Genomic DNA, 25,910 nt, shown 5'->3' on the forward strand with positions numbered 1-25,910 from the left:
GCGACCGGTCATCCGGTCGCCGGGCCCGCGGCTCATCGGGGTACCGCTACCGCTGCTTGCGCAGCTCCCGGACCGCCGTCTCCAGCCGGCGGCCGTAGTCGGCGTCGGCCTGGCGGAAGTTCTCGACCGCCCGCTCGACGATGTCCTCGCGGTCGGCCGAGACCTTGGCGATGAAGCCGGCCAGGTTGGCGATCAGCCGCTGCTTCTCCTCCTCGCCCATCAGCCGGTACAGGTTCCCCGCCTGCACGAAGTCGTCGTCCTCGGCGTGCGAGGGCGCCTCGTGGGTGCCGGTCGCGCCGGTGACCGCCGTCGCGGCCCAGAGCGGGCGGCCGGTCTGCACGGGGCCTCCGAAGCTGTTGGGCTCGTAGTTCTTGCGGCGGCCGTGGCGGCCGTCGTAGAGGTAGCCGTCCCGGCTGTTGGTGCGCGCCTCGGTGGCGTGCGGGCGGTTCACCGGCAGGTGGTCGGCGTTGATGCCGACGCGGTAGCGGTGGGCGTCCGCGTAGGCGAAGAGCCGGCCCTGGAGCATCTTGTCCGGGGACGGGCCGATGCCGGGTACGAAGTGCGACGGCGAGAAGATCGACTGCTCGACCTCGGCGAAGACGTTGTCGGGGTTGCGGTTGAGCTCCAGCTTGCCGAACTCGACCAGTGGGTAGTCGGCGTGCGGCCACACCTTGGTCAGGTCGAAGGGGTTGAAGCGGTAGTGGGCCGCGTCCGCCGCCGGCATGATCTGGACGCTGACCGTCCAGCTCGGGTACTCGCCGCGCTCGATGGACTCGCGCAGGTCGCGCTGGTGGCTGTCCGGGTCCTCGCCCGCGAGCCTGGCCGCCTCCTGCGCCGTCAGGTTCTTGATGCCCTGGTCGGTCTTGAAGTGGTACTTGACCCAGAAGTACTCGCCGGCCTCGTTCTGCCACTGGTACGTGTGCGAGCCGAAGCCGTCGAGGTGGCGGTAGCTGGCCGGGATGCCGCGGTCGCCGAAGAGCCAGGTCACCTGGTGGGTCGCCTCGGGCGACAGCCCCCAGAAGTCCCAGACGTTGTCCGCCTCCTGCGAGCCGGTGTACGGGTCCCGCTTCTGGGTGTGGATGAAGTCCGGGAACTTGGTGGCGTCCTTGATGAAGAACACCGGGGTGTTGTTGCCGACGAGGTCGTAGTTGCCGTCCTCGGTGTAGAACTTCAGCGCGAAGCCGCGCGGGTCGCGGACGGCGTCGGCGGAGCCGAGGTTGCCGGCCACGGTGGAGAACCGGAGGAAGGTCTCGGTCTCCTTGCCCACCTCGGAGAGGAAGCGGGCCCGGGTGTACGCGGTGACGTCGGCGGTCACCGTGAAGGTGCCGTAGGCCGCCGCGCCGCGGGCGTGCACCACCCGCTCCGGGATCCGCTCCCGGTTGAAGTGCGCCAGCTTCTCGAAGAGTTGCTGGTCCTGGATGAGCGCCGGGCCGCCGACGCCGGCGGTCTCGGTGTTCTGGTTGTCGGCGACGGGGGCACCCGCCTCCGTGGTGAGGGTGGGGCGCAGCTCGTCCTGGGTGCTCATAAGGGGGTGCCTCCGCGTGGTCCGGTCGTGACAACAACTCGATCCTAACTTGGACTTTGTCCAAGTCAATACTGGAACCAAAGTGAGAGCTCACCTATCCTGTACGCATGAGCGACCTGCTGGAACGACTTCGCGGACGTGGGTGGCGGCTGACCTCGCAGCGCCGGGTCGTGGCCGAGGTCCTCGACGGGGACCACGTCCACCTCACGGCCGACGAGGTGCACTCGCGCGCCGTGGAGCGGCTGCCCGAGATCAGCCGCGCGACGGTCTACAACACGCTCGGCGAGCTGGTCTGCCTCGGCGAGGTGCTGGAGGTCGCCACCGACGGGCGGGCCAAGCGGTACGACCCCAACGCGCACCGGCCGCACCAGCACCTGGTCTGCTCGGGCTGCGGCGCCATCCGCGACGTCCACCCGCAGGGCGACCCGCTGGCCGGCCTCCCGCGGGGCGAGCGGTTCGGCTTCGTCCTCTCCGGGGCCGAGATCACCTACCGGGGCCTCTGTCCGGACTGCGCGGACCGCGGCTGAGCGAGCGCTACGCGCTCAACTCCGCGTGCAGCGCGCCGAGCAGCCGGCCGGCCCGCTCGGCGACCTCGGCGGGGCCGTAGTCGGCCGCCCGCCGGCACCAGTTCTCCGCCTGCACCGGCTCGCCGCGGCGCAGCGCCAGCAGGGCCAGCCGCAGCGCCGCCCGGCCGTGCCCGGCGTCGGCGGCCCTGGTGTACCAGAGCATCGCCTCGGCCTCGCAGTCCTGCCGGGCCAGCAGCAGGCCCAGGTTGAAGGCCGCGCTGCGGCTGCCCGCCCCGGCCGCCCGCCGGTACCAGCTCTCGGCGATCTCCAGCGCCCCGCGCTCGGCGGCCCGCACGCCCATCCGGACCTGCGCCCGGCGGTGGCCGGCGTCGGCCGCGACCGCGTACCAGTGCTCGGCCTCGTCGTCCGCGTCGCCGCGCCGGTCCAGCACCGAGGCCAGCCGGAACGCGCCCTCGGCCGACCCGCCGGCCGCCGCCTGCCGGTAGCGCTCCAGCGCCCCCGCCAGGTTGCCGCGCTGCTCCTGGGCCACCGCCAGCTGGAGGGCCGCCTCGCCGTGGCCCTCGGCGGCGGCGCGCGCGTACCACTCCTGCGCCTGCCGGTGGTCCCCGCGCCCGGCGTGCAGCACGCCCAGGTTGAAGGCGCCGTCCACGCTGCCGGCCTCGGCGGCCTTGGAGAACCAGGGCTCGGCGCCCGACTCGTCGCCGCGCTGGAGCAGCACCACGGCCAGCGCGTTGCACGCCTCGCGGTGCCCGGCGTACGCGGCGCGGCGGTACCACTGCTCGGCCTGCTGGTCGCGGCCGGCCCCGGCGCAGAGCAGTCCGAGGTTGAAGGCGCCGTTCTGGTCGCCGGCGTCCAGTGCGCTGCGGTACCAGCGTTCGGCCTCGGCCGCCTCGCCGCGCGAGGCGTGCAGCGCGCCCAGGGCGTTGGCGGCGTTGCCGTCGCCCGCCTCGGCCGCCTCCTGCCACCACTCGGCGGCGGCGGTGAGGTCCCCGGAGTCGCGCAGCAGGAAGCCCAGCGCGCAGGCCGCCCGCGGCTCGCCGTTCTGCGCCGACTGCCGGTACCAGCGGGCCGCCTCGTCCAGCAGGCCGTGGTCGGCCCGGGAGCGCTCCTCCAGCAGCACCCCGAGCCGCAGCGCGGCGCGGGCGTGGCTGCGGGCGGCGGCGGTGCGGTACCAGGTCTCGGCGGTCTCCTTGTCCCCCGCGGCCTCGCGCATCCGGGCCAGCCGGTAGGCGGCCTCGCGGTGCCCGGCGTCGGCGGAGACCTTGAACCAGCGCTCGGCGCGCACGTCGCGCCGGTGCTCCATCAGGTCGCCCAACGCGTAGGCGCCGAGCGGGTGCCCGTGGTCGGCGGCGAAGTGCAGCCAGTACTCGGCGGCCTCCTCCTCGCCCTGGTCCCGCAGTTGGAGCCCGAGCGCGTGCGCGGCGGGCGCGCTGCCGGCCACCGCGGCCTGACGCCACCACTGGGCCGCCTCCGAGCGGTGGCCCTGCTGGTGCAGCAGCACGCCGAGGTTGTTGGCGGCCGAGCGCAGCCCGGCCGCGGCGGCGCCGCGCAGGTACGGCTCGGCGTCCTCCAGGTCCCCGCGGCGCAGCAGCAGGGTGCCGAGCCGGCCGGCGGCGTCCGCGTCCCCGTCGTCGGCGGCCTGGCGGTGCCGGGCCTCCAGGGCGGCCTGCTCCCGGGCGGCCAGGGCGGTCTCGAAGCTGGCGGAGTCGAATCCGGCCCGCTCGCGCCCCTCCTCGCCGCCCTCCTCGTCCTCGGTGGCGGCGCCGTAGGGGCCGATGGCGGCGGTGAACTGGCTGGCGGAGACGTGCACCAGGCTGTCGGGGCCGTAGCCGTCGACCGGCCGGCGGTCCGTCAGTCCGCCGGTGCGCTGGGCGGGCAGGGCGCCGGGCCGGTCTTCGGAGTTCTCGGAGCTATCGGCCCAGCCCTCGGTGTCCGCCTCGGTGGTCGCCGCGGACTTGGCTCCTGGCCCGTTCTTGCCGATCAGCCTCATGCCGACTCCCGCTCCCCCAGAGTGTCGCGGCATCCTCCCCCGGCCCGCGGCCGGACGGACCCGCTGCCGGCCTCCGGCCGAAGGGGTCCCCATGGGGCGCGCTGGAGCCGACGGCCGGCCAACAGCCGCGCAACGTCCCCCATGTGTCCCATCGTCGCATCACCCGCAACCCGCGTACACCTGCCCCGGCCGAATTCGGCGGCGCGGAACCGAAGCCGACGAAATTGCTTCGGCGCTTTGTCGATTTCCCGACACTCGGGTCCACAAACCCCCATGCCGGCGTCGGTGGCGACGATCGATCCTACCGGAGGGGCCCACACCACCCTCGGCGGGAAACGCGAGAGGCCCGGAGGATGATCCTCCGGGCCTCTCGGCTACTGAGTAGCGGGGACAGGATTTGAACCTGCGACCTCTGGGTTATGAGCCCAGCGAGCTACCGAGCTGCTCCACCCCGCGTCGGTAGTGAAACCATAGCACGGTCGCGGGGTGGAACAGGAATCGGTTCTCCCAGCTCAGGGGCTCGCGCCCGCCGAGGGGCTCGGCGAGGCCCCGGCCGGCGCGGTGGCCGAAGGCGTGGCGGCGGGGGTGCCGCCGGCCTTCTGCTGCGCCGCCTGGGCCGCCTTGATCGCGTCTCCGAGCGCCTTCTGGGCCTGGCCGTAGGCCGCCCAGTCACCGCTCTTGAACGCGTTCTGGCTGTCGTTGTACGCCTTCTCGACGTCCGCCCAGGCCTTCTGCAGCTCCGGGGTGGTGGCCCCGCCGGTGCCCGGGGTGGCCGGCGCCGTCGGGGTGGGCGTCGGGGTGCTCGGGGTCCCCGGGGTGGTCGGCGCGGTCGGCGTGGTCGCCGGGGCGGCACCCGCGAAGACCTTCTTCAGCGCCTCCTCCAGGGTGTTCTCGAACGCCACGTTGTCGTTGCCGTACACCGCGAGCACCTTCTGCAGCGTCGGGTACTTGGCACCGCGCCCGCGCACGTACACCGGCTCGACGTTGAGCAGGCCGCCGCCGACCGGCAGGGTCAGCAGGTTGCCGTACTCCAGCTCGGAGTCACCGCCGCTCTTCAGCAGGGTGATCTGCTGGGCCACTTCCTGGCGGGAGTTGAACTGCGACTGCACCAGGTTGGGCCCGAGGGTCTTGCTGTCCCCCGGCACCTTGAGCAGCCTGATCTTCCCGTAGTCCGGCCCCGGGTCGGCGCTGACCGCCATGAAGGCCGCCAGGTTCTCCCGGCCGCTCGGCACGAAGGTGCTGGTCAGCGAGAAGCTGGCGGAGGTGACCGCCGGGTCCGGCATCCGCACCGTCAGGTAGTACGGCGGCTGCGGCTGCTTGGTGTCGCTGGTCGGGTCGACCGGGATCTGCCAGATGTCGCTGCCGTTGAAGAACGAGTTGGCGTCCGTCACGTGGTACTGGCCGAGCAGGTCGCGCTGCACCTTGAACATGTCCTGCGGGTAGCGCAGGTGCGGCATCAGCGTGCCCGGGATGTCGGCCTTGGCCTTGACGGTGTCCGGGAACGCCTTCATCCAGGTCTTGAGCACCGGGTCGTTCTCGTCCCACTGGTAGAGCGTCACCTCACCGGTGTACGCGTCCACGGTGGCCTTGACCGAGTTGCGGATGTAGTTGACCTGGTTGGCGGCGGTCAGCAGCTCGCCGCGCTGGTTGGTCAGCGAGTCCTTGGTGGCCGTGCCCAGCGTCGTCTTGGACGAGAACGGGTAGCCGTCGGAGGTGGTGTAGCCGTCGAGCACCCAGACCACCCGCCCGGGCTGGCCGTCCGGGCCGGGCTGCACGACCGGGTACGGGTCGGCGTCGATCGACAGCCACGGCGCGACCTTCTCCACCCGCTCCTTGGGCGTCCGGTCGTAGATGACCTTCGCGCCGTCGGTGATCGCCCCCGCGTAGAGGATCTGCGGCTCGGCGAACTTCACCGCGTACGCGGCCCGGGTGATCGGGTTGTCCAGCGAGACGCCGCTGCCGCCGGTGTACTGGTACTGCTTGTTCTCACCGGAGTCGGTGGTGTAGTCGATCTCCTGGTTGGCACCGCCGACGATCGAGTACGTGCCGGTCTTCTCGCCGTAGTAGACCCGCTGCTGGTAGTCGCCCAGCGAACCGGTGGCCGGCAGGCCCGACTCGGTGAAGACCGGCTGGCCCTTGTCGTTGACCTGGTTGCCCTTGGCCACCACCGCGCCGTAGCCGTGGGTGTACTTGAAGTGGTCGTTGATCCAGTTGCGCTGCACGCCGTTGAGGTCCAGCTCACGCAGGCCGATCACGGTGTCCTGGGCGGTCTCGCCCTTGCCGTAGCGGTCCACGTCCAGCGTGGACGGGAAGGCGTAGTACGAGCGCTGCTGCTCGATCGACTGGAAGGTCGGCGAGACCACGTTCGGGTCCAGCAGCCGGATGTCCGCGATGGTCTGCGCGTCGGGCTTGAGCGCCTCGGCCGTGGTCGAACCCTGCGGGGTGTACTGGGTGGTCTGGCTGTCCGCGATCCCGTACGCCTGCCGCGTCGCGTCGATGTTCTTCTGGATGTACGGCGTCTCCTTGGCCTGCTCGTTCGGCTTGACCTGGAACTGCTGCACGATCGCCGGGTACACCCCGCCGATCAGCACCGCCGAGAGCACCATCAGCCCGAGGCCGATCAGGGCCGGTGCCCAGGTGCGGCGGATCGGGGTCAGGAAGAACAGCACCGCGCAGATGATCGCGACGAAGAACAGGATGGTCTTGGCCGGCAGGAACGCGTTGGCGTCCACGTAGCGCAGGCCGGTCCAGCCGGTGACGCTCTTGTACGAGCCGGTCTTCACCGCCAGCGCGTACCGGTCCAGCCAGTACGCCACCGCCTTCAGCAGCACGAACACGCCGAGCAGCACCGCGAGGTGGCCCTGCGCGCCGGCACTGGCCCGGCGGCCGGGCCCCTGCAGCCGCAGGCCCCCGTACAGGTAGTGCACCAGCGCCGAGGTCAGCAGCGAGACGATCACCGCGCTGAACGCGAAGCCGAGCAGGAACTCGTAGAACGGCAGCTCGAAGGCGTAGAACGAGACGTCCATGCCGAACTGCTGGTCCTTGACGCCGAAGGACGTCCCGTTGGTCCACAGCAGCCAGGTCCGCCACTGGCCCGAGGCGGCGGCGCCGGCCACCAGGCCGATCACCAGCGAGATCCCGATCAGCGCCCAGCGCTTGAACGGCGCCAGGCCGGCCCGGTAGCGGTCCAGGCTCTGCTGCTCCACCGACATCGCCGACAGCGGCGGCCGGAGCCGGTGCGCCAGCCAGATGTTGGCGCCCACGACCAGCGCCATCAACAGGCCGAAGACGGCGAACAGGCCGACCTTCGTCCAGAGCTGGGTGGTGAACACCGAGGAGTAGTGGACCGACTTGAACCAGAGCCAGTCCGTCCAGAACCCGGCGAACATGACGAACAGCAGGAAGAGCACCGCGAGTACGCCCAGGGTCAGCAGGAGTACCCGCGCCCGCCGGGAGGGCGGGCCTACCCTGCGCCGGAATCCCGGCCCTGAGCGTTCCGGCATCTGGAATACCACGGGGCACCTCAGCTGTGTCGTCTGGAATCGAGCGGTCGTCAGTGCAACTTAACCAGGCTTTAGCCGAGTTCCCACCGTTAGCAGACGGTTACTCCGGCGTTCCCCGGCCGCAGCCGTCCGGCCGTCCGGCCACCGGACGCGCCACCGGACTCCGCCGCGGCCCGGGCGCTCCCGGGCGGCCCCGCGGCTCCGCCCCGTGGGCGCCGCGCCCGCCCCCGCCGGACCTGTGGCACCGCCCGGACCGCCCGGCGTGTGAGGATTGAGGCATGTCCGATGTCTCCAATTCCCCCGACGACGTCTCCAAGCTCCCGGCCGCGACCCCGCTGACCCGGGCCGCGCTGGAGATCGACGAGTACGCCGCCACCCTCGGCTGGGACCTCCCGGCCCGGCTGTTCGCCCTGGTGGACAGCGCGGCCCTGCTCAAGGCCGATCCCGGGATCGCCAAGAAGCTCGGCCTCTCCGACAGCCCGGAGGCCGGCCTCACCCCGATCGAGCAGGACGAACTGCCCGAAGGCATGGAGCTGGACAAGTTCCTGGGCACCATCGCCTGGCCCGACGCCGTGGTCGGCTGCGCCCTGGTGGTCGAGCGGCTGATGCTGCCGCCGGGCGCCGAGCAGTCCCGCCCGCGCAACGCCAGCGACGCCCAGCTCGCCGACTGGGTGGCCAACCACCCCAACCGCGAGGAAGTGCGGATCACCGCCGCCGTGCTGCGCGACGGCAAGCGGGAGATCGCCCTGCGGCTGCGCTCCAAGGACGTCGCCCGCGAGGTGCTGACCGGCCCCGACCTCGTCCCCGGCCTGACCGCGGCGCTGCTCGCCACCTTCTCCTAGGCCACGACCGGTACGCCGCGGGCCCCGGACGGGATCGTCCGGGGCCCGCGGTGTCCGGCCGGTCAGCCGGTGGCGCAGGAGGGCAGCGCGGCGGTCTGCCCGCTGCGCACCTGCTCCAGCGACTTCAGCGCGCCGTCCAGCGTCTCGGTCCTGATCAGGGTCAGTCCGGACGGGGTGTTCTTGCCGGCCTCGGCGCAGTTGGCGGCCGGGGTGAAGAAGTACTGGGCGCCGGCGTCCCGGGCCGCGATCAGCTTCATCGATATCCCGCCGATCGGCCCGACCGCGCCGGCGTCGTCGATGGTGCCCGTCCCCGCGACGAACCTGCCGCCGGTGAGGTCCTCCGGCGTCAGCTTGTCGATGATGCCCAGCGAGAACATCAGGCCCGCGCTCGGCCCGCCGACGTCCTGGAGGCCGATGTCGATCTGGAACGGGTAGGTGTGCCGGACGCCGGGCCGGATGCCGACCATGGCGGCGCCGGTGTCGGGGGACTTCACGGTCGGGACGGCGATGTCGGTCCGGGCCGCCGCCGGGTCCGCCTTGCTCGCGTCCTTGACCATCGGCACCACGGTGAAGACGGCCGTCTCGCCGGGCTGGTGCTTGGTGACGGCCTTCGCCACGCTGTCCGCGTCGGTGACCGGGGTGCCGTCGACCGCGATGATCCGGTCCCCGGCGTGCAGCTTGCCCTCGGCCGGGGCGCCGGCCGTGACCGACTGGACGATCAGCTCGTTACCGACCGGGATGCCGAGCTGGGTCAGCGCCGCCGTCCGCGCGTGGTCCTCGGAGAGCGCGAACTCCTCGGCGTTCTGCCGCTTGGCGTCGGCGTCCGTCTGGCCCTTCGGGTAGACGTTGTCGTGCGGTACCACCAGCACGTCGTCCCGGAGCCACCCGACCACCGCGTTGACCAGGCTGGGCTCGTACTTGGCACCGGTGACCTGGACGGTGGTCATGTTGAGGTGGCCGCTCACCGGGTAGGACTCGTGGCCGGTGACGGTGATCACCGGCGTGCCCGTCTTCTCCTGCACCCCGAGCGTGTTGTACGTCGGCCCCGGGCTCATCTCCGTGTACGGCACCTTCATCATCACCGACGCGCAGAGCAGCGCTATGAGCAGCAGGGTGGCGGCGAGCATCGTCGCAGAGCGGCGTGGCATGCCTCGACAGTACGGGACGCGCCCGACGCCACGCCCGCCGGGCTACCGGCCGGGGTCCTCGCCCGGGCCGGGGGCGGCGGTGGTGCGTTCCATGGCGGCCATGAAGCGCCGGTGCTCGGCGAGGGAGGCGGGGTCACCGGTGGCTCTGGGGGACCGCTGGGCCCAGCCCGCCCACACGGCGGCGAACAGTGCGGCGATGACAGGAATGATCAACCAGGCGAGCGCAGCCATATCAGTACTCCCAGCTCGTCGTGTCTATGAGCAGACTAACCACCCCGCCGGAGAACGCGGGTGGCGCCGTCCGGGTTACGGCACGGCCGATCGGCTCACTGCCAGGGAGTATCCGGGGCGCCGGCCCGGACCCGTTCGGGTGAAGGCCCGGCGCGCCTGCGCGTCGGCGGTGTCCGGGTGGGTCAGCAGCCGCCGGCGCCGACCCACTCCTCCTCGCCGTCGGCGAACACCTGGTGCTTCCAGATCGGCACCTCGTGCTTGAGGTCGTCGATCAGCCGGCGGGCGGCGGCGAACGCCTCGCCCCGGTGGGCGCAGGAGACGGCGACGATCACGGCCTTGTCGGTGATCTCCAGCCGGCCGATCCGGTGCACCGCGGCGAGCGCCCGGACCGGGAACTCCGCGACGACCTTCTCGGCGATCCGGCGCATCTCCTGTTCGGCCGAGGGGTGGCAGCTGTACTCCAGCGCGGCGACCGACTTCCCGCCGTCGTGGTCCCGGACCGTCCCGACGAAGACGGTCGTACCGCCGGCGGCGTCGTCGCCGACCGCCTCGTAGACCTCGTCGAGCGAGAGGGGGGTGTCGCGGACGGCGAGCAGGCGGATGGGGTCGTGGTTGTCGGCCATACCCCCATGATTCCCCATCGCGGGTGACTTCGGGCAAGGGGGTTCCGTATCACGATTGGGAAATTTCGCATCGTGAGAATCGAGGCAGGCCGACCGCGGTGGGCACCGGTGGCGGGCCCCGCCCGCCGCGGCCGTCGAAGGGTCAGAAGCGGCGCCGCTTGCGCGCCCGCCGGACCAGCGCGGCCGTACCGACCAGCGCCACCGTCGCCCCGGCCGCGCCCAGGCTGGTGGCGGCCTCCTTGCCGCCGAGCCGCCGCCCGGCCACCGCGTGCTTCCCGGAGACCTGCGCCAGCAGCTCCGCCAGCACCTGCTCGTTGCTGTAGGTCGGACGCCAGCCCGCCTCGTGCAGCCGGCTGCCGGACACCACCCAGGGGTACATCGTGTACGCGAGGTCCCCGGCCGGGGCCGGGGTCAGTCCGAGCCGGTGCAGCCGGGCCGCGGTGCCCAGCGCGAGCGAGGCCGGCAGCTCCATCCGCCGGATGCCCGAAAGCCGCTCCACGTCCTCCTGCTCCAGCCAGCCGTCGCAGCCGACCGTGACCTCGCCCTCGACCAGCCCGAGCGCCGCGTACTCCAGCGCCGCCGCCAGGTCGTCCACGTGGCAGAACTGCCAGCACGGCCGGGAGCCCGCCACCACCAGCAGCCGGGGCGCCTCGAAGTGCCGGGTCAGCACGGTGTCGACGCCGGGCCCGACCACCACGGCCGGACGCAGCACGGTCACCTGCAGCCCCGGGTGGGCCCGCGGGGCCCGCCGGGCCAGCCGCTCGATCTCCAGCAGGTCGCCGACCAGCGAGGCCTCCTCGGTGGCCCGCAGCTCGGAGTCCTCGGCCAGCGGCACCTCGTTGTCGGCGAGCGCGCCGTAGACCATCGCGGAGGTGCACAGCACCACCCGGTGCACCCCGGCCGCCGCGGCGGCGGTCAGCACGGTCTGCGCGCCGCGCACGTTGTAGGCGCTGCGGGCGCGCGGATCGGACTCCATCCCGAGGTCCATCGCCAGGTGGACGACCACGTCCACACCGGCCAGCCGCTCGGCCACCGCCGGGTCGCGGACGTCCAGGACGCGCCACTGCACGCCCGGCACCTCGCCCCGCCGGTCGTCGACGGCGAGCACCTTCCTCACCCCCGGCGAGGCGACCAGGCGGGCGGCGACGCGCTCGCCGAGCACACCGGCGGCGCCGGTGACGGCCACGGTCAGTGGCCTTCCGCCGTAGGCTGGAGGCGGCGACGCCGTGATGTCCGGGGCGTCCTCTCCTCCGGTCAGCCCAGAGCGAACGTCCGAAGGCGGGGAACTCACCGGCCATCCTCCACGGTTAGCTTATGTGCGTACGTACGTGTGTCACGTACGTCCATCCTGCCCGAGGCGAAGGCCCGGCGGTGCACCCGGCGCGGACCAGCCGTGCGGGAGCCGCCCGCCGAACGCGAGTCCCCCACTCCGCGGACCGCCCCGGGCGGGCCGAAATTCCGCCACCACCCCGCATGACGGCCGACCGGATCGAGGACCCCGTGAGCGACCTTCCCTTCGGATTCGGCGTTCCGCCAGAGGAGCCCGAGGACGGCAAGCCCGAGGACGGCAAGGGCAAGCCCGGCGACGAGCAGAAGAAGAAGGACCAGGGCGGCGAGCAGGGCGGCCCCCAGCCGTTCGGCTTCGGCGGGAACCCCTTCGGCGCGCTCTTCGGCATGGGGATGCCCGGCGCTCCCGGCGCTCCCGGCACCCCGAGCGGGCCCGGCGGGGGCGACAACCCCTTCGCCGCGATGTTCGGCGGCCTCAATCCCAACGACCTCGGCGCCGCCTTCCAGCAGCTCGGCCAGATGCTCTCGTTCGAGGGCGGCCCGGTGAACTGGGACCTCGCCAAGGACATCGCCCGCCAGACCGTCGTCGCCGAGCCCGTCGAGGGCAAGTCCAAGGACCGGTCGGTCGGCGCCTCCGAGCGCTCCGCCGTCGCCGAGGCCGTCCGGCTCGCCGACCTCTGGCTGGACGGCGCCACCGAGTTCCCCTCCGGGGCCGGCACCGCCGTCGCCTGGAGCCGGGCCGAGTGGATCGAGGCCACCCTGCCGGTCTGGAAGGACCTCGTGGACCCGGTCGCCGAGCGGGTGGGCACGGCCATGGGCGGCGTCCTGCCCGAGGAGATGCAGGCCATGGCGGGCCCGCTGATGGGCATGATGCGCTCGATGGGCGGCGCCATGTTCGGCAGCCAGATCGGCCAGGCGCTCGGCGCGCTCGCCGCCGAGGTGGTCGGCTCGACCGACGTCGGCCTGCCGCTGGCCCCCGCCGGGAAGGCCGCGCTGCTGCCGCAGAACATCGCCGAGTTCGGCGAGGGCCTGAACGTGCCCGCCGACGAGGTCCGGCTCTACCTCGCCCTGCGCGAGGCCGCCCACCAGCGCCTCTTCGCCCACGTGCCGTGGCTGCGCGCCCACCTGTTCGGCGCCGTCGAGGCCTATGCGCGCGGCATCAAGGTCGACACCTCCCGGATGGAGGAGCTCGCCGGCCAGCTCGACCCGAGCAACCCCGAGGCGCTCCAGGAGGCCCTGGCCGGCGGACTGCTCCAGCCCGAGGACACCCCTGAGCAGAAGGCCGCGCTCGCCCGTCTGGAGACGGCGCTCGCGCTGGTCGAGGGCTGGGTCGACGCCGTGGTGCACACCGCCGCCGAACCGCACCTGCCGCAGGCCGGCGCGCTGCGCGAGACCGTCCGCCGCCGCCGTGCGGCCGGCGGACCCGCCGAGCAGACCTTCGCCACCCTGGTCGGCCTGGAGCTGCGCCCGCGCCGGCTGCGCGACGCCGCCCGGCTCTGGGCGCTGCTCGCCGACGCCCGGGGCATCGAGGGCCGCGACGACCTCTGGCAGCACCCCGACATGCTCCCCACCGCCGCCGACCTGGACGACCCGGACGCCTTCGTGCACCGGGATACCGCCGGCGACACCGAGGGCGGCCTGGACTTCGACGCGATCGACAGGCTGCTCGGCGAGGCCGCCGCGGGCGGGCCGTCGAAGTCCTCGGAGCCCTCGAAGCCTTCGGAGTCCGCCAAGCCCGACCTGGAGAAGAAGGACGACGGCGAGGACGGGAAGGGCGAGCCCACCGCATGACGCTCACCGAGACGGGCACGTCCGCCCTGCACGCGGACGCGGTCCGCACCCTGAGCGGCTGGCGTCCGGCCGGCCCGGACCAGGAGCGGCTGCGCCTCGACTACCTGGACCACCTGGCCGGGCAGCCCGAGGGCCTGTTCCGCTCCTGCCTGCCCGCCCACATCACCGCCAGCGCGGCCGTGGTGGACCCGGCCGCCGGGCGGGTGCTGCTGACCCTGCACCCCAAGGTCGGCCTCTGGCTGCAGATGGGCGGCCACTGCGAGCCGGGCGACCGCGACCTGGCCTCCGCCGCGCTGCGCGAGGCCACCGAGGAGTCGGGCATCCCGGACCTCGTGCTGCTGGCCGCCGACGGCGTACCGGTACCGGCCAAGCTCGACCGGCACCAGGTCCGCTGCACCGGCAAGGACCGGCCGGAGAACACCCACCTGGACGTCCAGTACATCGCGGTGGCCCCGCCCGGCGCCGAGGCGCTGATCAGCGAGGAGTCGCTGGACCTGCGCTGGTTCGGCTTCGACGAGCTGCCCGAGCTGACCGACCACTCGGTGCGCGACCTGGTGGCGCGCGCCCGGCAGCTCACCGGCTGAGGCGCGACAGACCTGAGGGGGCGCGGGCCGCTGTGGCCCGCGCCCCCTCTGTCGTGCGCCCGTCCGCCGCTGACCCGCGCCCGTCCGCCCCGCGTGGCCCGCCGCCCGCGCCCGCCAGGGGTGCGGCGCTCCGGTCAGCCGCAGGATCCGGCCGGCTCGGCCTCCGGCGGACCCGCGTGCCGGGCGCCCGGGATGTGCGGCAGCCGGGCCGCCGAGGCGACGCCCTCCAGATAGCCGCGCGCCCGCTCCGTCCGCGGGTACGCCTCCAGCAGGGCCCAGAACGAGGCGCCGTGGTCCGGCACCAGCAGGTGGGCGAGCTCGTGCAGCAGCACGTAGTCGACGACGTACTCCGGCATGCCCTGCAGCCGGTGCGAGAGCCGGATGGTCCGCTCGCTGGGGGTGCAGGAACCCCAGCGCGAGTTCTGGTTGGTGACCCAGCGGACCTGGACCGGCTGGGCGCGGTTGCCCAGGTAGGCGGCGGACAGCTCCCGCGCCCGGACCGCCAGCGCGTCGTCGCCGAGCACCCGGCGGCTCTCCTGGGCGGCCAGCTTCTCCAGCATCTGCGCGACCCAGCGCTGTTCCTCGGCGTGCGACATCCGGGCCGGGATCAGCACGACCGTGCGGTCGCCCTCGCGGTAGGCCGAGACGGTGCGGCTGCGCCGGGCACTGCGGCGGACCTCCACCCGGGATCGGTCGAAGGGCAGCTCGACGTGTTTCTCCGACGGCGCGGGGGGCTGCGCGGGCGCCGATCCGGGCTGTTGGTCCGGGCGCCCGCGCGTGCTCGGCGTCGCGACCTGGGACCCGGAGGCTGCACGGGCACGCCGACGCGACGCCGGGGGATGGGAGTCCCGTTCGGCTGCCATGGCACACGACGTTACCCGGTACCGCTGACAGAAGTCCGCTGCCATGGCCGAAATCTTTCGTGGAGTGATCGGGAACGAAAGGCCGACGGCGGGTGTCCGGAATGCGACCCCGTACCGGCCGGCAGGTTATCCACAGGGCATGCGAACGGATCATTCGATCATGTGCTCGTGCCTGTGGACAACGCCGGGCACGGATCCGCGCCGATCGGGCAGGCTGGCCCCGGCCGTCCGGAAACGATCGGAAGGAAATCCACCGTGCGCCTCCTGCTGAAGCCCGCCCTCTCCCGCAGCTGGCGGGACTCCGAGACCCTGCAGTTCGGCACCGTCCGCCAGTACGCCGGGGTGGTCGAACGCGCGGACCGGGCCCGCTGCGACTTCCTCGGCCTGCTCGACGGGACGCGGGACCGGCCCGCGCTGCTGGCCGTCGGCGAGCGGGCCGGCCTCGGGCGCGAGCCGACCGGCGCGCTGCTGGACGAGCTGGAGCGGACCGGGCTGCTCGACGACGCCGAGGCGGCGGGCCGTGCGCTGGCCCGCTTCCCGCAGCCGCACCGGGAGCTGCTCGGCCCGGACCTCGCTTCGCTCTCCCTGGTGCACTCCGCCCCCGGCGCCGCCCCCGCCGTCCTCGGCCGCCGGGCCGACCACCGGGTCGAGGTGCGCGGGGCCGGCCGGGTCGGCGCCGCGATCGCCGCCGTCCTGGCGGCCGCCGGTACGGGGGCGGTCACCGTCACCGACACCGGCCGGGTGCGGCCCGCGGACTGCTCCCCCGCCGGCCTGCCGCCCGGCGAGGTCGGGCGGCTGCGGTCCACCGCGGCCCGGGACGCCGTCCGGCGGGCCTCGGCCCGCCGCACGGCTCCGGGCACCCGCCGCCCCTCGGCGCGGGACCTCGACCTGGTGGTGCTGGCGCCGAGGGACGGCAGCGGTGCCTTCGCCGGCGGCGCGGCCGAGGCCAGGGAGCTGCTGCGGGCCGGGGTGCCGCACCTGTACGTCGGGGTGGTGGAGGAGTTCGGCGTGGTCGGCCCGCTCGTCGTGCCCGGTGTCTCGGCCTGCGGCCACTGCCTGGTACTGGCCCGCGAGGACGAGGATCCGGCCTGGCCCCGGATCCTGGCCCAGCTCGCCGACGAGGGCCCCGGCCGGGCCCGCACCCCCGCCTGCGACACCGGCCTGGCCACGGCCGTGGCGGGCCTCGCCGCCCTCCACGCCCAGGTCTACCTGGACGGCGGCCGGCCGCCGAGCCTCGACGGCTGGTGCGAACTCTCGGCCGTCGACGGCATGCCCCGGCGGCTGCGGCTGAAGGGCCACCCCGACTGCGGCTGCCTCTGGCAACCGCAGCCGCCGGGATGACCGCGGGCGGGCGCCGCGGCGACCGCCGCACGACAGGTCGGAAAAGGGGGCCGGGACCGGGGCGGCGAGCGGGCACAATGGCGTAGTGATGGTCGGCCCCCGGTCGTGGGGTGCCGGGGGCGTGTGGATTGGAGGCCCGGGTGAGCGATCTTCCGCGCAAGGCAATGACCCGCACGGCACGGCTCGCAGCCCTGCCGCTGGGAATCGCCGGGCGGGCCACCCTCGGGCTGGGGAAGCGGATCGGCGGGCGCTCCGCCGAGGTGGTGACGGCCGAGCTCCAGCAGGCCACCGCCGACCAGCTCTTCAAGGTCCTGGGCGAGCTCAAGGGCGGGGCGATGAAGTTCGGGCAGGTGCTGTCCGTCTTCGAGGCCGCGCTGCCCGAGGAGGTCGCCGGGCCCTACCGGGCGGCCCTGACCAAACTGCAGGACGCCGCCCCGCCGATGCCCGCCGCCAAGGTCCACACCGCGCTCGCGGAGCGCCTCGGCGAAGGCTGGCGGGAGCTGTTCCGGGAGTTCGACGACCGGCCGGCGGCCGCCGCCTCGATCGGGCAGGTGCACCGGGCCGTCTGGCACGACGGCCGCGAGGTGGCCGTCAAGGTCCAGTACCCGGGCGCGGGCGACGCCCTGCTGGCGGACCTCACGCAGCTGAGCCGGGTGGCCTGGCTGCTCGGCCCGCTCATCCCCGGCCTCGACATCAAGCCGCTGATCACCGAGTTGCGCGAGCGGGTCGCCGAGGAGCTGGACTACGAGCTGGAGGCGCAGGCCCAGCGCCGGCACGCCGAGGAGTTCGCGGGCGACCCGGACATCCAGGTGCCCGGCGTGGTCGCGCAGGCCGACCAGGTGCTGGTCACCGAGTGGATGGACGGCACCCCGCTGGCCGAGGTGATCACCGGCGGCACCCAGGAGGAGCGCGACCGGGCCGGGCACCTGCTGGCCCGGTTCCTGTTCGCCGGCCCGTCCCGGACCGGTCTGCTGCACGCCGACCCGCATCCGGGCAACTTCCGGCTGCTCAAGGACGACGGCCCGGTCGCCGGCTGGCGGCTCGGGGTGCTGGACTTCGGCACCGTCGACCGGCTGCCGGGCGGGCTGCCCGCCCCGATCGGCGCCTCCCTGCGGATGGCCCTGGCGGGCGACGCCGCGGGCGTGCTGGAGATGCTGCGCGAGGAGGGCTTCGTCAAGCCCTCGATCGAGCTGGACCCGGACGCGGTGCTGGACTACCTCGTCCCGATCATCGAGCCGGCCGCGGTGGACACCTTCCACTTCACCCGGGCCTGGATGCGGGCCCAGGCCGCGCGGATCGCCGATCCGCGCTCGCCCGCCTACAACCTGGGCAAGCAGCTCAACCTGCCCCCGGCGTACCTGCTGATCCACCGGGTCACGCTGAGCACCATCGGGGTGCTCTGCCAGCTGGGCGCCAACGCGCCGTTCCGGGCGGAGATGCGGCGGTGGCTCCCGGAGTTCGAGGAGCGCCCCACCACCCCGCCGAAGGCGCGCACCGCCACCAGGGCCACCAAGGCTGTCAAGAAGCCCTGACCGGTACGGGCAGCAACGGCCGCAGGCCGCTCCCCGGTTCGGGGGGCGGCCTGCGGCACGACGGGGGTGGAACTCTTACGGCCCGGCGCGCTACATCAGCGCGACGGCGAGGGCCTTGCGGGCCCGCAGCGAGGCCCGTTCGGCCCTCAGCTTGAGCCGGCGGGCCCGGGCGACCCGGGAGACGAGCCGTTCGTGCTCGGCCTCTTGCAAGCGCTCTTGCATATGGGCACGGGCCAGGGATTCGTGGAGGAGTTGCATCTCAAGGGTCCTGTTCTGGATCTGAAGTTCGGTGGTCTGCTCGGCGCGGACGGTCGGGTCAATGGCGGCGGGGGTCATGTCGTGGTCCTGCTCGTGGTGCGACGTAGGGAAGTGGACGGTGCGGGCCGCGTCGGCCTTGGCGGCGGCGATTCGCACGGAGCGGCGAAGGGCGCTGTCCAGCGGGGGCTGCTCTCCCCGGCGGACGGCCTTGGCTCCGAGCGCGGGGTTCACGCTGCGACCTCGGTCTTGCGCGGGCGGCCACGCGGCCGCTTGCGGGCCACGACGACACCCTGGACGAAGAGCTCGCCACCCCAGACGCCCCACGGCTCGCGCCGCTCCAGCGCACCGGTCAGACACGCGTCCTTGACCGGGCAGGTGCCACAGAGGGACTTCGCGTACTCGACGTCGGCGGGCGTCTCGGCGAAGAAGACCTCCGGGTCGAAGGCGCGGCACGGGATGGGGAGACCGAGCGCCTCGGCCTGCTCGATGGTGGTGATCTGCATCAGGGAAACCTCCGGAGGGTCGGCCTGGTCGGCCGGGGTGATCTGGCTTGTCTGCGGTACGGACGGGATGGGCGGCGTGATGACCGTGGACACTGTGGGCGTCTTCCTCGTCTTTTCAGTGGGTCCGGCTCAGCTGACTGGTGGGGCTGGGCCGGAGGCCCCGGAGGGCCTGGGTGGTCTTGCGTACCGGACAAAACAGAAGGGCCGCGGATCCCGGTGTGACGGGTTCCGCGGCCCTGGAGGTGCCGACCTGAGGCTTCCTCAGGTTCGTTCTCTCCAGGGTTCAGGCCCGCGGAAGGCCCGCATCCGGACGGCCGTGGCTCCCGTAAAGGCGGCCATGGCCTGCTCGTTGATCTGCTGCTCGTTCTGCTTCTGGGCGTTTCCGGCACCGATGACCCGCGCATAGCCGCCATGCATGGCGACGGCTACGGCCGCCTTCGGTGCCTGGGTCGGTCGCTCGTCACGCAGGGAGCGCGACGTGCTCACGGCCGCCCAGCCACGGGACAGACCGGTCTCGACAGAGGTGCCGTCAATACCGCCCGTGATATCCGCGCCGCAGACGCCAGTGTGTCCAAGACCACTGACAACGGAGGCGACGGAAGCGGGAATGACGGAGGCACCCACGGCTTCGAGACCCAGACCGGTTCCACCCAGCTCGGCGAGAGCCCGCAGGCGGGCGGCACGCAGAGAGGCAGCGGCGACGACGGTCTGGCCAGTCAGTTTGGTGATCATGATGGTTTCCACTGCCTTCGCCTCCTCTCGGCGTCTCGCGGGGCCTGGTTTCCCGGGCTCCGAACTGTTCGGATGTCTGTCTCGGTGGTGCAGGTGGTACGTGGTGCGGAGAAGCTGTCGGGCCCAGGAGGACATGGCACAGGCGTCACCCCGTGCGTTCGCGTCCCCTTGACCGCTCCGGCAGGCTATTGCGCTCCCGGTACGGCGCGCAAACTATTTTTCCGGCGAGTTTCTCGACGGCTTCCGAAGGAGCCCGGGGCATCGGCTCCGCCCGCCCCGGGGACCTCCCCGGGACCGGCTCAGGCCGGTTCGTCCGGATCGCCGTCCTCGACGTCGACCGGATCCTCCGTGAGCTCTTCCCCCGCACACAACGAGAGCACGGCGGCCCCGTACTTGTCCAGCTTCATCGCACCGACCCCCGAGATCACCGCCAGCTCCTGGGTGGTCGCGGGGACGTCCTCGGCGATCGCCATCAGCGTCGCGTCGGTGAACACCACGTAGGCCGGGGCGCCCTGCTTCTTCGCCTGCCCGGCCCGCCACTCGCGCAGCCGCTCGTACAGCGCCTCGTCCATCGTGGAGGGGCAGCTCTCGCAGCGGCGCAGCTTGCGCTCGACCGCCTCGGTGAGCACCCGCTCGCAGACCCGGCAGCGGACCGGGCCGCGCACCCGGCGCCCGGCGGAGCGCTCGCCCGCCTCGACGCCACCGCGCCCGCCCCGGCCCCCGGCGCGCGCGCCCGGTGCGCCGGAGTTCGGCCGCAGCCCGTCCAGGAAGCGGGTCGGCTTGCGGTTGCCCCGGCCGCCCGGCGAGCGGGAGAGCGACCAGGAGAGCGAGAGGTGCTTGCGGGCCCGGGTGACGCCGACGTAGAGCAGCCGGCGCTCCTCCTCGACCTGCTCGTCCGTCTTGGCGTAGATGATCGGCATGGTGCCCTCGGTGAGGCCGACCAGGAAGACGGCGTCCCACTCCAGGCCCTTGGCGGCGTGCAGCGAGGCCAGCGTGACGCCCTCGACGGCGGGCGCGTGCTGGGCCGCGGCCCGGCCGTCCAGCTCGGCGACGTACGCGGCCAGGTCGGCCGGCTCCCCGGCCGCCGTGCGGGTCCGCTCGAAGTCCTCGGCGAGCCGGACCAGCGCGGCCAGCGACTCCCAGCGCTCGCGCACCGCGCCGGAGCCGGCCGGCGGCTCGGCGGTGAAGCCCCGGGTGGCGAGCACCGCCCGGACCTGCGCGGCGAGGCCGGGGGTGCCGTCGGTGAGGGGGTCGGAGGCGGCCCGGGCGGCGCCGCGCAGCAGCACGCCGGCGTCCCGCACCTCGGGGCGCTCGAAGAACCGCTCGGCGCCCTTGAGCTGGTAGGAGACGCCGAGGTCGGCGAGGGCCTGCTCGTAGACCTCGGACTGGCCGTTGGTGCGGAACAGCACGGCGACCTCGCTGGCCCGCACCCCGGACGCCAGCAGCTCCTTGATCCGGCGGGCGGTGGTCTCGGCCTCGGTCGGCTCGTCCTCGTACTCGGTGTAGACGGGCTCGGGACCGGCCTCGCGCTGCGAGACCAGCTCCAGCCGGTGCCGGGCCGCCTGACCGCGGGCCTGCGCGAGCAGCCCGTTGGCCAGGTGGACGACCTGCGGGGTGGAGCGGTAGTCCCGGACCAGCTTGACCACCGTCGCCTCGGGGTGGCGGGTGCGGAAGTTCAGCAGGTAGTCGGGGGTGGCGCCGGTGAACGAGTAGATGGTCTGACTGGCGTCGCCGACCACGCAGAGGCTGCCCGCGGCGGGGCCGGTCCACTGGTCGAGCAGCCGCTGCTGGAGCGGCGAGACGTCCTGGTACTCGTCGACGGTGAAGTGCCGGTACTGGGCGCGGACCTGGTCGGCGATGTCCGGGCGGTCCTCCAGGATCGCGGCGGTCAGCAGCAGGACGTCCTCGAAGTCGATGACGCCGCGGCGGCTCTTGGTCTCCTCGTACACCCGGTACACCTGGGCGATCTCGGCCGGGTCGCGCGGGGCCTCGCGGGCCGACTTCTGCACCGCGGCCGGGTAGTCGTCCGGGCCGATCTGGGAGACCTTGGCCCACTCGATCTCGGCGGTGAGGTCGCGCAGTTCGGTGCGCTGGACGCGCAGCCCGCAGCGCGCGGCGGACTCGGCGACCAGCTGGACCTTGCGCTCCACCAGCTGCGGCACCGGGCCGCCCACGGCGCGCGGCCAGAAGTACTGGAGCTGGCGCAGCGCGGCGGCGTGGAAGGTGCGGGCCTGGACGCCCTCGGCGCCGAGCTGGCGCAGCCGCCCGCGCATCTCCCCCGCCGCGCGGGCGGTGAAGGTGACGGCGAGCACCTGGGCGGGCTGGTAGACCCCGCTGCGGACCCCGTAGGCGATCCGGTGGGTGATGGCGCGCGTCTTGCCGGTGCCGGCGCCGGCGAGCACGCAGACGGGCCCCTGCAGGGCGGTGGCGACGGCCCGCTGCTCGGGGTCGAGCCCGGCGAGCACCGCGTCGGGGCCGGACGCGGCGCGGTAGTCGTCGAACGGGCTGCCGCTCAAGAGGTCTTCCTGCATGCGTTCCATCCTCTCAGCCCGGTGCGACAACCGGGCGGGCTTGTCCACAGGCCCGGTGCGATCGCAGGATGAACGGTGCGCGCTCGGGCGTGCGAGGTCGATCTCACGCCGGGCGCACGCGGAATGACCGTTGCGTGACGGACGTTCCTCCCAGAGACCGCACGCCCTCTTTCCCGAAGGAGCCCCTCGATGTCCGGCAGCGTGACGATGTACAGCACGACCTGGTGTGGGTACTGCAACCGACTCAAGAGCCAGCTGACCCGTGAAGGCATCGGCTACACCGAGATCAACATCGAGGAGGACCCGAACTCGGCGTCCTTCGTCGAGTCCGTGAACGGCGGCAACCAGATCGTGCCGACGGTGCTGGTGACGCCGGCGGGCGGCGGCGAGCAGGTCGTGATGACCAACCCGAGCCTGATGCAGGTCAAGAAGGCCCTGGCGGCCTGACCCGCGACGGCCCGCGGGGCCCGGGCCGGCGCACCTCAGGGGGCATCGGCCCGGGCCGGGTCCACCGGCGCCGCGGGTGCGGGCAGCTGGGTCCGGGCGGCGAGGTCGCCGACGCCGTAGACCAGCCGGCTGCGGTCGGCGGAGTAGCGGGTCTCGATGACCCGGACGGGGCCGCGCCGGTCGTAGGTCACCCGGGTCTGGACCATCAGCGGCACCCCGGGGCCGCCCTGGAACCACTGCGCCTCCTCGGGGCCGGGCATCCGGGCCACCAGGTGGTCCACCGCCCCGATCTCGGTCCGGCCGAGCAGCGCGAGCACCGCCTCGTCCCCGCCGTCGATCTGGTCGGGCTCCATCAGCGGGGTGCCCGCGGCGAGGCCGGCCCGGTAGTGGCTCTCCTCGATCGAGTACGGCTCACGGTCCAGCAGCCGGAGCTGGCGGCGGACCACGATCGCCTCGCCGGGCCGGAGCCCGAGCCGCTCGGCGATGTCGACCCGGGCCCGGACGATCATCATCTCGAAGTCGACGGTGAGCTCCCGGCCGGCGTCGGCGGCCTCGCCGAGGTAGACGGCGGTGGGCACGGCCAGGCAGTCCCGCGGCCCGGCGAGCGGGTCGCGCGGCCCCGGCGGCGCCGGGGCCGGTCCGTAGGCGCGGTGGTCCAGGACGGGGTGCTCCCGGAGGTAGGTGCCCTTGCCCTGGAGCCGGACCAGCCGGCCCTCGTTGACCAGGACGTCGACGGCCAGCCGGACGGTGTTGCGGGCGACCCCGTACTGGCGCTCCAGTTCGCTCTCGACCGGGAGGGCGGCCTGGGCGGTGAATTCGCCCTCGGCGATCCGGCGGCGCAGATCGGCGGCGAGGCGCTGGTATTTGGGGGATTGGGTGGTGCCCCGGGGGATTGTCACCCGAGTGAATGTAGCGAGGGCGGTGACCCGGTTTCAGCCGATTCCGACAATGTCGACCCGGATCGGCGACGGTGGGCCCGCGGCGGGCGCCCTGGCCCGCCGGAATACGGCAGGAGGCGGCCCCTCCGGATACGAACGTCAGCGCGCCCGGCCGCCGCGAAATCCGTCCGGACCACCCGTTCGGCCGTGCCGGGCCCCTGGATGACCGGCGCGACGGAGGGCACGAAACGAAATCGGGGGCGCGCGGTAATAAGCCGCACGCCCCCGATTGTCGGAATTACCAGCGCGCCGCCGAAGGCAGCCGCTCCCCGTACCAGAGTTCGACCAGGTGACGGGCGATCGAAATCCCGGACGGCGGCAGGATCTCGCCCGCCGCCATGCCGGCCCGCAGCTCCTCCCGGGAGAACCAGCGCGCCTCGGCCAGCTCCTCGCCGTCCACGGTGATGGCCGTCCCGTCCGGATCGGCCTTGCCCATGAAGCCCAGCATCAGACTGGACGGGAACGGCCACGGCTGGCTGGCCACGTAGGCGACCTCGGCCACCCGCACCCCGGCCTCCTCGAAGACCTCGCGGACCACGGCCTGCTCGATCGACTCGCCCGGCTCGACGAACCCGGCCAGGGTCGACCAGCGGCCCTCCGGCCAGAGCGCCTGCCGGCCCAGCAGGCAGCGGTCCTGCTCGTCGGTGATCATCATGATCACCGCCGCGTCGGTGCGCGGGTAGTGCTCGGCCGCGCAGGAGGTGCACCGCCGGACGTGGCCGGCGCCGGCCTTCTCGGTCGGGTGCCCGCAGCGCGAGCAGAAGCTGTGCAGCCGGTGCCAGTGCTCCAGCGCGACGGCGTGCACCAGCAGCCCGGCGTCCCGGTCGGAGAGCATCCCCCCGACCTCGCGCAGCCCGGCCGGGCGGGCGTCGCCGTCGAGGCGCCCCGGCAGGCTCTCGCCGGCCAGCGCGAAGTACGACACCCCGTCCTCGTCGGTGCCGAGGAAGTAGCGGTCCCCGGTCTGCGGCGCCTCGAACGAGGGCATCAGCACCAGTTCGGTGCCCTGCCCGGTGTCCACCACGAACGCCTCGCCGCCGGCGATCGGCAGCACCTTGGTGGTCGGGTGGCTCCAGGCGGCCGCCAGCCAGGGCTCGTCGAACCGGTGCTGGGCCGCCCGGTCGACCCCGGCCCGGGCCAGTGCCGGGGGCAGCGGGCGTTCGGTCTCAGGCACGGTGCTCACTTCGTTCCATCCCCACGTGATGAATCATCCGGATGAGTGGTCTGTTCGCCAGGACGGGCCGCGGAGGGCGCCCCGCGGCCTTCACGCCGCCTCGCCGCCCGGCCGCCAGTTCTCGGCCAGGTCGGCCCAGAGGTAGGCGGTCGTCTCCACGCCCTTGGCCAGCAGGTCGAGCTCGACCTTCTCGTCGACCGAGTGCCAGCCGTCCGAGGGCACCGAGATGCCGAGGAAGAGCACCGGCGCGCCGAGCACGTCCTGGAGTTCGGCGGCCGGACCGGAACCACCCTCCCGGGTGAACAGGATCCGCTGCCCGAAGGCCCGCTCCATCGCCCGGACGGTGGACCGCAGGGCCGGGTGGTCCAGCGGGGTCAGGCAGGGCCGGGTCGCGCCCGGGAACTCCAGCGCGTACCGGATGCCCTCGGGCACGCGCTCCGCCACCCAGGACCGGACGGCCTCCTGGACCCGCTCCACCTCCTGGCCGGCCACCAGCCGGAAGGAGAGCTTGAGGTGCGCCGAGGACGGCACGATGGTCTTGCCGCCGGGGCCGGTGTAGCCGCCCCAGATGCCGTTCACCTCGGCGGTCGGCCGGGCCCAGACGCGCTCCAGGGTGGAGTAGCCGGCCTCACCGAGGGTGCCGTGCGACTTGGCGACCTTCAGCCACTGCCCCTCGTCGAAGGGCAGCTCGGCGAAGAGCTCGCGCTCGCGCGCGGTCAGCTCGATCACGCCGTCGTAGAAGCCCGGGACGGCCACCCGGCGGTCCTCGTCGTGCAGCGCGGCGGCCAGTTCGGCCGCGACCGCCGCCGGGTTGGGGACGGCGCCGCCGAAGGAACCGGAGTGGATGTCGCTGTCCGGGCCGTAGAGGTCGATCTGGGCGTCGGCCAGGCCCCGCATGCCGGTGCAGACCGTCGGCGTGGTCTCGGACCACATCCCGGTGTCCGAGATGATCACCACATCGGCGGCCAGCCGCCCGGCCTCCCGGCGGACCAGCGCGGGGAAGTGCGGCGAGCCGGACTCCTCCTCGCCCTCGATCAGCAGCTTGAGGTTGACGGCCGGCGCGGTGCGCCCGGTGGCGGCCAGGTGGGCGCGGACCCCGAGCGTGTGGAAGAACACCTGCCCCTTGTCGTCGGCGGCCCCGCGCGCGAACAGCTGCCGGCCGACCACGGTCGGCTCGAAGGGCTCCGTCGCCCAGCCGTCCTCCTTGGCGGCGGGCTGCACGTCGTGGTGCCCGTAGACCAGGACGGTCGGCGCGGACGCGTCCCCCGACGGCCACTCGGCGAACACCGCCGGCAGGCCGTCCGTCTCCCAGACCTCGACCACCGGGAACCCGGTCCCGCCCAGCTTCGCGGCCAGCCACTCGGCGGAGCGGCGGACCTCACCGGCCCGCTCGGGCTCGGCCGAGACGGAGGGGATGCCCAGCCAGTCGGAGAGGTCGGCCAGGAACTCGGCCTGGTGCCGGTCGATGAAGGAGCGGACGACGCTGTCCGGGGTTCTCGTCATACGGACGACTTTAGTTCGCCCGTGCGGGTGCCTGCCCCGG

General features: G+C 73.5%; 22 protein-coding genes and 1 tRNA gene. 7 read left to right on the forward strand and 16 right to left on the reverse strand.

The window, feature by feature from the left end; all coding sequences use genetic code 11:
- Nucleotides 1-46: 46 nt before the first annotated feature.
- Nucleotides 47-1,525 carry a catalase gene (locus tag ACFWA9_RS17555; RefSeq protein ID WP_352293074.1) on the reverse strand — a complete coding sequence of 493 codons (1,479 nt, stop codon included), beginning with the start codon at nucleotides 1,523-1,525 and terminating at the stop codon, nucleotides 47-49.
- A gap of 107 nt (nucleotides 1,526-1,632) precedes the next feature.
- Here ACFWA9_RS17555 and ACFWA9_RS17560 point away from each other — a divergent pair, with 107 nt between their 5' ends.
- Nucleotides 1,633-2,052 (forward strand): Fur family transcriptional regulator, encoded by a 420-nt coding sequence (locus tag ACFWA9_RS17560; RefSeq protein WP_352293072.1) that lies wholly within the window; start codon nucleotides 1,633-1,635, stop codon nucleotides 2,050-2,052.
- 7 nt (nucleotides 2,053-2,059) lie between these two features.
- Here ACFWA9_RS17560 and ACFWA9_RS17565 read toward each other — a convergent pair whose 3' ends face one another.
- The 3 genes from ACFWA9_RS17565 to ACFWA9_RS17575 all read right to left on the reverse strand — a co-directional run bounded on the left by ACFWA9_RS17565 (nucleotide 2,060) and on the right by ACFWA9_RS17575 (nucleotide 7,545).
- A complete protein-coding gene (locus tag ACFWA9_RS17565) occupies nucleotides 2,060-4,042 on the reverse strand; it encodes a tetratricopeptide repeat protein (protein WP_380388076.1) in 1,983 nt (660 codons plus the stop codon).
- 382 nt (nucleotides 4,043-4,424) lie between these two features.
- Nucleotides 4,425-4,498 (reverse strand) — tRNA-Met (locus ACFWA9_RS17570).
- A gap of 56 nt (nucleotides 4,499-4,554) precedes the next feature.
- A complete protein-coding gene (locus tag ACFWA9_RS17575; protein WP_380388077.1) occupies nucleotides 4,555-7,545 on the reverse strand; it encodes a UPF0182 family protein in 2,991 nt (996 codons plus the stop codon).
- A gap of 278 nt (nucleotides 7,546-7,823) precedes the next feature.
- On the opposite strand from ACFWA9_RS17575, the gene ACFWA9_RS17580 reads away from it, so the two are divergent.
- On the forward strand, nucleotides 7,824-8,387 hold the full coding sequence (locus tag ACFWA9_RS17580) for a PPA1309 family protein (protein ID WP_329489516.1): 564 nt from the start codon (nucleotides 7,824-7,826) through the stop codon (nucleotides 8,385-8,387).
- A 62-nt stretch (nucleotides 8,388-8,449) separates the two neighbouring features.
- Here the strand turns inward: ACFWA9_RS17580 and ACFWA9_RS17585 are convergent, their stop codons facing one another.
- The 4 genes from ACFWA9_RS17585 to ACFWA9_RS17600 all read right to left on the reverse strand — a co-directional run bounded on the left by ACFWA9_RS17585 (nucleotide 8,450) and on the right by ACFWA9_RS17600 (nucleotide 11,680).
- On the reverse strand, nucleotides 8,450-9,535 hold the full coding sequence (locus ACFWA9_RS17585) for a PDZ domain-containing protein (RefSeq protein WP_352293063.1): 1,086 nt from the start codon (nucleotides 9,533-9,535) through the stop codon (nucleotides 8,450-8,452).
- Nucleotides 9,536-9,577: 42 nt separating this feature from the next.
- Complete coding sequence (locus ACFWA9_RS17590; RefSeq protein WP_329489514.1) at nucleotides 9,578-9,766, reverse strand: hypothetical protein; 189 nt, start codon at nucleotides 9,764-9,766, stop codon at nucleotides 9,578-9,580.
- 182 nt (nucleotides 9,767-9,948) lie between these two features.
- Entirely contained in the window at nucleotides 9,949-10,389 is a 441-nt protein-coding gene (locus ACFWA9_RS17595; protein WP_380388080.1) for a molybdenum cofactor biosynthesis protein MoaE, read from the reverse strand.
- 142 nt (nucleotides 10,390-10,531) lie between these two features.
- Entirely contained in the window at nucleotides 10,532-11,680 is a 1,149-nt protein-coding gene (locus ACFWA9_RS17600) for an NAD-dependent epimerase/dehydratase family protein (protein ID WP_380388081.1), read from the reverse strand.
- A 209-nt stretch (nucleotides 11,681-11,889) separates the two neighbouring features.
- Here ACFWA9_RS17600 and ACFWA9_RS17605 point away from each other — a divergent pair, with 209 nt between their 5' ends.
- Nucleotides 11,890-13,467 carry a zinc-dependent metalloprotease gene (locus ACFWA9_RS17605; RefSeq protein WP_380388083.1) on the forward strand — a complete coding sequence of 526 codons (1,578 nt, stop codon included), beginning with the start codon at nucleotides 11,890-11,892 and terminating at the stop codon, nucleotides 13,465-13,467.
- Entirely contained in the window at nucleotides 13,464-14,051 is a 588-nt protein-coding gene (locus tag ACFWA9_RS17610) for an NUDIX hydrolase (protein ID WP_380388085.1), read from the forward strand. The genes ACFWA9_RS17605 and ACFWA9_RS17610 overlap by 4 nt, the downstream gene beginning before the upstream one ends.
- Nucleotides 14,052-14,185: 134 nt before the next feature.
- Here the strand turns inward: ACFWA9_RS17610 and ACFWA9_RS17615 are convergent, their stop codons facing one another.
- A complete protein-coding gene (locus ACFWA9_RS17615) occupies nucleotides 14,186-14,755 on the reverse strand; it encodes a M48 family metallopeptidase (protein WP_329492238.1) in 570 nt (189 codons plus the stop codon).
- A gap of 414 nt (nucleotides 14,756-15,169) precedes the next feature.
- On the opposite strand from ACFWA9_RS17615, the gene ACFWA9_RS17620 reads away from it, so the two are divergent.
- Together ACFWA9_RS17620 and ACFWA9_RS17625 are read left to right on the forward strand one after the other, a co-directional pair.
- Nucleotides 15,170-16,255 (forward strand): ThiF family adenylyltransferase, encoded by a 1,086-nt coding sequence (locus ACFWA9_RS17620; protein WP_380388086.1) that lies wholly within the window; start codon nucleotides 15,170-15,172, stop codon nucleotides 16,253-16,255.
- A 140-nt stretch (nucleotides 16,256-16,395) separates the two neighbouring features.
- The gene (locus ACFWA9_RS17625; protein WP_352295755.1) at nucleotides 16,396-17,787 is read left to right on the forward strand and encodes an AarF/ABC1/UbiB kinase family protein; all 1,392 of its coding nucleotides are present in this window, start codon (nucleotides 16,396-16,398) and stop codon (nucleotides 17,785-17,787) included.
- Nucleotides 17,788-17,877: 90 nt separating this feature from the next.
- On the opposite strand, the gene ACFWA9_RS17630 is transcribed toward ACFWA9_RS17625, so the two are convergent.
- From ACFWA9_RS17630 to ACFWA9_RS17645, 4 genes are all read right to left on the reverse strand, one after another.
- Nucleotides 17,878-18,123 (reverse strand): hypothetical protein, encoded by a 246-nt coding sequence (locus ACFWA9_RS17630; RefSeq protein WP_380388100.1) that lies wholly within the window; start codon nucleotides 18,121-18,123, stop codon nucleotides 17,878-17,880.
- Between the two features lie 149 nt (nucleotides 18,124-18,272).
- Nucleotides 18,273-18,641: a WhiB family transcriptional regulator gene (locus ACFWA9_RS17635; RefSeq protein ID WP_380388088.1), complete on the reverse strand. Its 369-nt coding sequence runs from the start codon at nucleotides 18,639-18,641 to the stop codon at nucleotides 18,273-18,275.
- A gap of 168 nt (nucleotides 18,642-18,809) precedes the next feature.
- Nucleotides 18,810-19,292 carry a hypothetical protein gene (locus tag ACFWA9_RS17640; protein ID WP_352295760.1) on the reverse strand — a complete coding sequence of 161 codons (483 nt, stop codon included), beginning with the start codon at nucleotides 19,290-19,292 and terminating at the stop codon, nucleotides 18,810-18,812.
- A gap of 287 nt (nucleotides 19,293-19,579) precedes the next feature.
- Nucleotides 19,580-21,811: an ATP-dependent DNA helicase UvrD2 gene (locus ACFWA9_RS17645; protein WP_329489506.1), complete on the reverse strand. Its 2,232-nt coding sequence runs from the start codon at nucleotides 21,809-21,811 to the stop codon at nucleotides 19,580-19,582.
- A 189-nt stretch (nucleotides 21,812-22,000) separates the two neighbouring features.
- On the opposite strand from ACFWA9_RS17645, the gene ACFWA9_RS17650 reads away from it, so the two are divergent.
- Nucleotides 22,001-22,258 (forward strand): mycoredoxin, encoded by a 258-nt coding sequence (locus ACFWA9_RS17650; RefSeq protein WP_329489505.1) that lies wholly within the window; start codon nucleotides 22,001-22,003, stop codon nucleotides 22,256-22,258.
- Nucleotides 22,259-22,293: 35 nt separating this feature from the next.
- On the opposite strand, the gene ACFWA9_RS17655 is transcribed toward ACFWA9_RS17650, so the two are convergent.
- From ACFWA9_RS17655 to ACFWA9_RS17665, 3 genes are all read right to left on the reverse strand, one after another.
- Entirely contained in the window at nucleotides 22,294-23,157 is an 864-nt protein-coding gene (locus tag ACFWA9_RS17655; protein WP_352295763.1) for a GntR family transcriptional regulator, read from the reverse strand.
- Between the two features lie 277 nt (nucleotides 23,158-23,434).
- Nucleotides 23,435-24,376, reverse strand: coding sequence for an NAD(+) diphosphatase (nudC, locus tag ACFWA9_RS17660; protein ID WP_329489503.1), 942 nt, complete (start codon nucleotides 24,374-24,376; stop codon nucleotides 23,435-23,437).
- Between the two features lie 81 nt (nucleotides 24,377-24,457).
- Entirely contained in the window at nucleotides 24,458-25,870 is a 1,413-nt protein-coding gene (locus ACFWA9_RS17665) for a dipeptidase (RefSeq protein ID WP_352295766.1), read from the reverse strand.
- Between the last annotated feature and the right edge of the window lie 40 nt (nucleotides 25,871-25,910).

It is taken from the genome of Kitasatospora sp. NPDC059973 (genome assembly GCF_042737525.1).
GTDB lineage: Bacteria > Actinomycetota > Actinomycetes > Streptomycetales > Streptomycetaceae > Kitasatospora.